Source organism: Flavobacterium sp. (assembly GCF_046317795.1).
Lineage (GTDB): Bacteria > Bacteroidota > Bacteroidia > Flavobacteriales > Flavobacteriaceae > Flavobacterium.
In genome coordinates this window covers 1-5,407 of the sequence record NZ_JBKCVI010000141.1, presented here as the reverse complement: position 1 = coordinate 5,407, position 5,407 = coordinate 1, and the positions used below count along the sequence as shown (strand labels likewise).

Annotated in this window: 6 protein-coding genes and 1 pseudogene; 4 read left to right on the top strand and 3 right to left on the bottom strand. The window is 33.4% G+C overall.

What is annotated here, in order from left to right; all coding sequences use genetic code 11:
- The coding region (locus ACK5ON_RS08410) for a murein hydrolase activator EnvC family protein (protein ID WP_409821622.1) at window positions 1-654 on the top strand (654 nt) is incomplete at its 5' end.
- A 40-nt stretch (window positions 655-694) separates the two neighbouring features.
- Here the strand turns inward: ACK5ON_RS08410 and ACK5ON_RS08405 are convergent.
- Both ACK5ON_RS08405 and ACK5ON_RS08400 read right to left on the bottom strand, forming a co-directional pair.
- Window positions 695-1,204, bottom strand: coding sequence for an acyl-CoA thioesterase (locus ACK5ON_RS08405; RefSeq protein ID WP_409821620.1), 510 nt, complete (start codon window positions 1,202-1,204; stop codon window positions 695-697).
- Between the two features lie 61 nt (window positions 1,205-1,265).
- Window positions 1,266-2,207 (bottom strand): SPOR domain-containing protein, encoded by a 942-nt coding sequence (locus ACK5ON_RS08400; protein ID WP_409821618.1) that lies wholly within the window; start codon window positions 2,205-2,207, stop codon window positions 1,266-1,268.
- 102 nt (window positions 2,208-2,309) lie between these two features.
- Between ACK5ON_RS08400 and dprA the strand changes: the two genes are divergently transcribed.
- The 3 genes from dprA (at window position 2,310) to ACK5ON_RS08385 (ending at window position 4,931) form a co-directional block, all read left to right on the top strand.
- Window positions 2,310-3,425: a DNA-processing protein DprA gene (gene dprA, locus ACK5ON_RS08395; protein ID WP_409821616.1), complete on the top strand. Its 1,116-nt coding sequence runs from the start codon at window positions 2,310-2,312 to the stop codon at window positions 3,423-3,425.
- Between the two features lie 45 nt (window positions 3,426-3,470).
- A complete protein-coding gene (locus ACK5ON_RS08390; protein WP_409821614.1) occupies window positions 3,471-3,857 on the top strand; it encodes a hypothetical protein in 387 nt (128 codons plus the stop codon).
- Between the two features lie 192 nt (window positions 3,858-4,049).
- The gene (locus ACK5ON_RS08385; RefSeq protein ID WP_409821612.1) at window positions 4,050-4,931 is read left to right on the top strand and encodes a hypothetical protein; all 882 of its coding nucleotides are present in this window, start codon (window positions 4,050-4,052) and stop codon (window positions 4,929-4,931) included.
- A gap of 1 nt (window position 4,932) precedes the next feature.
- Here the strand turns inward: ACK5ON_RS08385 and ACK5ON_RS08380 are convergent.
- Window positions 4,933-5,407, bottom strand: a pseudogene (locus ACK5ON_RS08380) (tryptophan--tRNA ligase); the annotation flags it as partial.

Sequence of the window (5,407 nt, the reverse complement as noted above, 5' to 3'; positions counted from 1 at the left end):
AAAATTGCCAATCAAATCAAGAAAGAAAAAGTAAAAATAACAGCAGAAATCAAGAAAAAACAACAAGAAACTAAAAAAATTGATGCTCAAATCCAAAAATTAATTCGTGAGTCTATTGCTGCTGCCAATAAAAAAACAGCTGCTGCTAATGCAAAAACAAATCCAAAAACCACTGCCGCCGAAAAGAAAGCGATAGAGTCATCTACAAAAATTGTTTTAACTCCAGAAGGAAAATTGGTTTCGGATAATTTTAAAGCAAATAAAGGAAGATTGCCTTGGCCAGTAGAAAAAGGAGCAATCAGTTTGGGCTACGGAGATCAACCACATCCGGTTTTTAAAACATTAATTGTCCATAACAGCGGTGTGGAAATTTCTACGGAAAGTGGCTCTAACGCTAGAGCAGTATTTTCTGGAGAAGTTACTCAAGTACAACTAATTACACCTTTAAAGAAAGCTGTTATTGTCAAACACGGAGACTTTTTCACCATTTATCAAAATTTGAGTTCGGTAAATGTTCAAGTAGGCGATAAAGTTTCGGCGAAGCAAAGTTTAGGAAAAATAAGAACCGATGGTGAGGGGAAAACGATTCTTAAATTTATGGTTTCACAAAACACGACCTATTTTAATCCGACAAGTTGGTTATCTGTAAGATAAAAAAATCCCGTTTCGTTTTTTTGAACTAGACGTGATTTTGTTATAAAAACAACGCTTTTAACTCTGTTGCATCATGCGGATTCATTTTTCCCGCCAATACTAAACTCAATTGTTTTCTTCTTAAAGCAGCGTCAAATCTGGATTTTTCCTCATCCGTTTCGGGAATTATTTGTGGAACAGGAACTGGGCTTCCAGTTTCATTAACTGCGACAAAAGTATAAATCGCTTCATTGGCTTTTGTTCTCACACCAGATTCTCTATCCTCAATCCAAACATCAAGATATATCTCCATTGAAGATGTAAATGCTCTCGACACTTTTGCCTCCACAGTAACCACACTTCCGAGCGGAATGGCTTTGTTAAAAGCAACATGATTAACTGAAGCAGTAACAGTAATTCTTCGAGAATGTCTTCGCGCTGCAATACTTGCCGCTCTGTCCATTCTAGCAAGCAATTCGCCACCAAAAAGATTATTTAAAGGATTAGTTTCACTTGGTAAAACTAAATCGGTTAAAACGGTTAAAGACTCAGAAGGGTGTTTAGGGTTCATTTTCAATTTTTTTACAAAGGTAATTACAGAAAACAAAAAATCCCGATTTCTCGGGAATATTTTATTCTTGAATCAATAGCCAAGCGTCTTTGTTGTCTAGCTTTTGAATGTCATTCATGGCCTGTCTTGCTTCCGAGTAAGAAGTATAACTTCCATACAAAACTGGGTGTAAACCGTGTTTATTGGGAGGTAATCTTTTGGCTTTAAACCCTAATTTCAACAATGAATTATAAGCATTTTCAGCATTGGTTTCTAATCTAAAAGCACCAGCAACAACATGATAAGGTCTTTTTTCACTTGCAACAGTAAGTGTCACGCTAGGCAAAGGATTATCAATAAAGAAAGTTGCTTCTTGTATTTTTTGATTTATTTTTTTCTGAACATTTGACTGCACAATCAGGGTTTCTTGTTCAATTTGGTTTAAATAATTCTCATACAATTTGTATCCTACAACACCCATCAATCCTAAAGAAATCGTGAAAATAGCAGCATATTTCAATGCAGAAAATTTTCTTCGTCGTTCTGGAGTAAAAGCGATAGGTGCTTTCTCCTCAATGGATTCAATAAGTTCTTTATAAACTTCGCGTTTTACAGAAGGAGAAACAAATGAGCTTAAGCCAAAGGATTCTTTCAAATAATTAATTTGATCAACCGGTACAAACACTAAATTTTTTTCGGCGTTTAAAGAGAATTCACCAATGTTTTTTATTGAAAAATATCCAAATTCTTGAATTTTTGTTTTCCAATGTGATACCTCATTTTGAATGGCATTTACTGCAATTTCATAGGACATTTTTTCGGCTTGCGCCAAATGGTTTGCCAATAATCCATCATTATTTTTCAAATAAGGATTGAATGAAATTAATTTTTTTGGAGGATAAAAAGAATGTGAACTTTCATCCATTTGTGCCGAATGGAATTCGGTCAAAAAAGCACCGAATCCTGGAACTGTAACACACTGATAACGGTATAATAATTGGGAAAGGTATTGTTCAATCTTCATAGCAACAAATTTAGAGAAACAATAGTAGTATCAAAAAATTATTCATAATTTTTATTAACAATTCAAATAAAAAACAATTAATTTGTGTAGTAATTTATTGATATGAACAACTCAGAACTTTTCCATGTTTTAGCATTACTGCAAGTTGAAGGCGTTGGTGACATTGTTGCAAAAAAACTAATAAACCACTGCGGTTCAGCAGAAAATAATTTCCATGCCAAATCCAAGCAGTTAAAGTCCATTGACGGAATTGGAGATATTTTAATTAAAAATTTAAAAGATAAATCCATTTTTGAAAAGGCAGAACGGGAATTGCAAGTTATTCAGACTGAAAATTATAATGTTTTGTATTATCAAAATGACAACTACCCTGACAAATTAAAGCATTGTATTGATGGACCACTTTTACTGTTTTCAGCTGGGAATATCAACTTTGAAAACAGAAAATTAATCAGCATTGTTGGTACTCGACAAATTACTTCTTATGGTACCGAATTTTGTAAAAAATTAATAGAAGATTTAGCCATTTTTAACCCAATAATTGTTAGCGGTTTTGCCTATGGCGTTGATATTGTGGCGCACCAAGCGGCGATGGATAATAATTTGCAAACGATAGGCGTTTTGGCACACGGATTAAACCAAATTTATCCCAAAACGCATAAAAAATTCGTTGCCAAAATGGAACAAAACGGCGGTTTTCTAACCGAATTTTGGAGTAATTCCAATCCCGACAAAGAAAATTTTGTACGCCGAAATCGTATTGTTGCCGGAATGAGTGAAGCGACTATCGTAATTGAAAGTGCCGAAAAAGGAGGTTCGTTAATAACGGCAAACTTAGCTAACGATTACAGTCGGGATGTGTTTGCAGTACCAGGAAGAATTACTGATAAATTTAGTCAAGGTTGCAATGATTTAATCAAAACACAACGGGCAAATCTTATGACTTCGGCTGCCGATTTGATATATAATTTGGGCTGGGAATTGGAGACAGCTTCAAAATCAAGTAATGACAAAGCGATTCAAAAACAGCTATTCGTTTCCTTGGATAACGAGGAACAAAAAATTTATGATTACCTCCAAAAAAACGGGAAGCAACTTTTAGATATAGTTGCCCTCGAATGTGATTTCCCTATTTATAGAATTTCTTCTATTTTGCTGAACATGGAATTGAAAGGTGTGATTCGACCTTTGCCTGGGAAATTGTTTGAAGCCGTTTAATTTAAAATTATCCATTACTTTTGTTTTTAAATAGAGTTTATACAGATGAATATAATTGCATTATTAGAATCGGTCTCACTTGATAAATCAAAAATTGGCACTTTATCTAGAACCGATTTTATACAATTAAAAAAACAATTAATTGCACAAAAGGAAGACAATCCAGAAATTGAAGATTCAGATATCACCTCACTTTTAAAAGCATTAAAGAGCGATGTTGTATCGTTTCAGGCGGTATTAAACAATAGAGTATTATTTAATTTTTTTGCCAACAAAGAATATCCAAGAACATATTTCTCTAACGAATTTCAATCTTTTGAAATAGATAAAGTAAAAGCTTTTGTTCAGCAGTTTTTTGGCAATGAATTGAATTTGTTTTTCACTCAGAATCTAGAAGCCAACACCTTTGAAAAAATTGGTGTTTTGGTATAAGCGCATAAGTGTTTTCCAGACCAATTAAATTTTACAATAAAACAGTATGCATTAGATAAATTAGATGATGCTATTAAAATTATAAAACCACCCTACGGTAATTTTTCTAAGATTTTATATATCAAAGACCGCCATTTTTTTTCGTTTCTAAGTCAGATAAAAGATCAGGAAATAGAACAAAAGGTTAAGGATTTGTTTGAGGCAATTACGTCTGTCTTTACTCAAGATTCAAATTCGGAATTAGCAAACAAAACCTTTTTAGCCATCAATAACTATACTGCTTTTGATGACGATTTTACTCAAAAAATTAGAAGAAATAAAGACATAGCCGACACTAAATTTGAGGCCTATATTCCGAAAAAGAGAAACTTAACCTGGGTTTATGTGGTGGTTGGACTTTTTGTTTTTATTCGGATAGTAGTTTTTTTTAATTCGTATGATTTTAATAGCTACAGTAATGATGAGGTTATGTATGATGACGAAACTGAATACAAACCAGAACCACCAAAAATAGATCGATACTACACCAACATGAAATATGCAATTGATAGTTTTCAGGTTTTTTTAACCAGTTATAAGGAAACAGAAATTAAACAACTAAAACAAAATAGTACTTTAAAAACAGGGGATAATCCATTCGAAACGTTTTATCAAAATCCACCAAGTGGCGACAGTAATCATTACATTACAGTAACCAATAACACCATCTATGACATGGTTTTGCTTGAAAATGCAGTGCTTTTCGATTCCATAAAAATGCCCAAAAGTGCTCATTTTATAAAAGCAGGAGATAATCTAGAGATTAACTTTACTAGTAGTTATACGGAAACGATTTTTAATTTATATGCAGGCAAAAAATGGGGAACTTTTCAAACGGAGGCCAATAAGAACTTATTTATAAGAAATCATTCAGTAGTGGAATACCGTTTTTGCGAGTTAATTCCAGCGGCAAAAGAAATTCTCGAAACGGATTATCGTTTTTTGAATGATGCGGTAATTACATTTACAAATGGAAATTTAAATATAGAATCACAAGGAGCAAGTATAAATCCGTTGGATAAGTCTAAGAAGTAATCTATTTAAACCCCAATTTCACTCTCACTCTTTCCAAAACACCATCAGCAACTTTACTAGCTTTTGCAGCACCTTGTTGCAATAAAGCATCAATTTCGGGCAAATTACTCATGTAGTAATTGTATTTTTCTCTTTCGGTTTTGAACTTTTCAAGAAGTAGTTCAAACAACGTTTGCTTAGCATGTCCATACCCAAAATCCTTATTGGCATTGGCATATTTGATTTTCATCTCGTCAATTTGAGTTTCATTGGCAACCAATTTATAGATAGCAAATATTTTACAAGTGTCAGGATTTTTGGGTTCTTCAAGTGGTGTGCTATCGGTTTCAATGCTCATGATTTGCTTACGCAACGCTTTATCTTCTAGGAAAATATTGATGATGTTACCACGAGATTTACTCATCTTTAAACCGTCTGTCCCGGGAACATACATCGTTTCTTCCTGCACTTTTCCTTCGGGAAGTACAAAAGTTTCT

Coding starts and splice junctions, on each gene's coding strand:
- ACK5ON_RS08405 (WP_409821620.1), bottom strand. CDS start 1,204: ATGAACCCTAAACACCCTTCTGAGTCTTTAACCGTTTTAACCGATTTA.
- dprA (WP_409821616.1), top strand. CDS start 2,310: ATGAACAACTCAGAACTTTTCCATGTTTTAGCATTACTGCAAGTTGAA.
- ACK5ON_RS08390 (WP_409821614.1), top strand. CDS start 3,471: ATGAATATAATTGCATTATTAGAATCGGTCTCACTTGATAAATCAAAA.
- ACK5ON_RS08400 (WP_409821618.1), bottom strand. CDS start 2,207: ATGAAGATTGAACAATACCTTTCCCAATTATTATACCGTTATCAGTGT.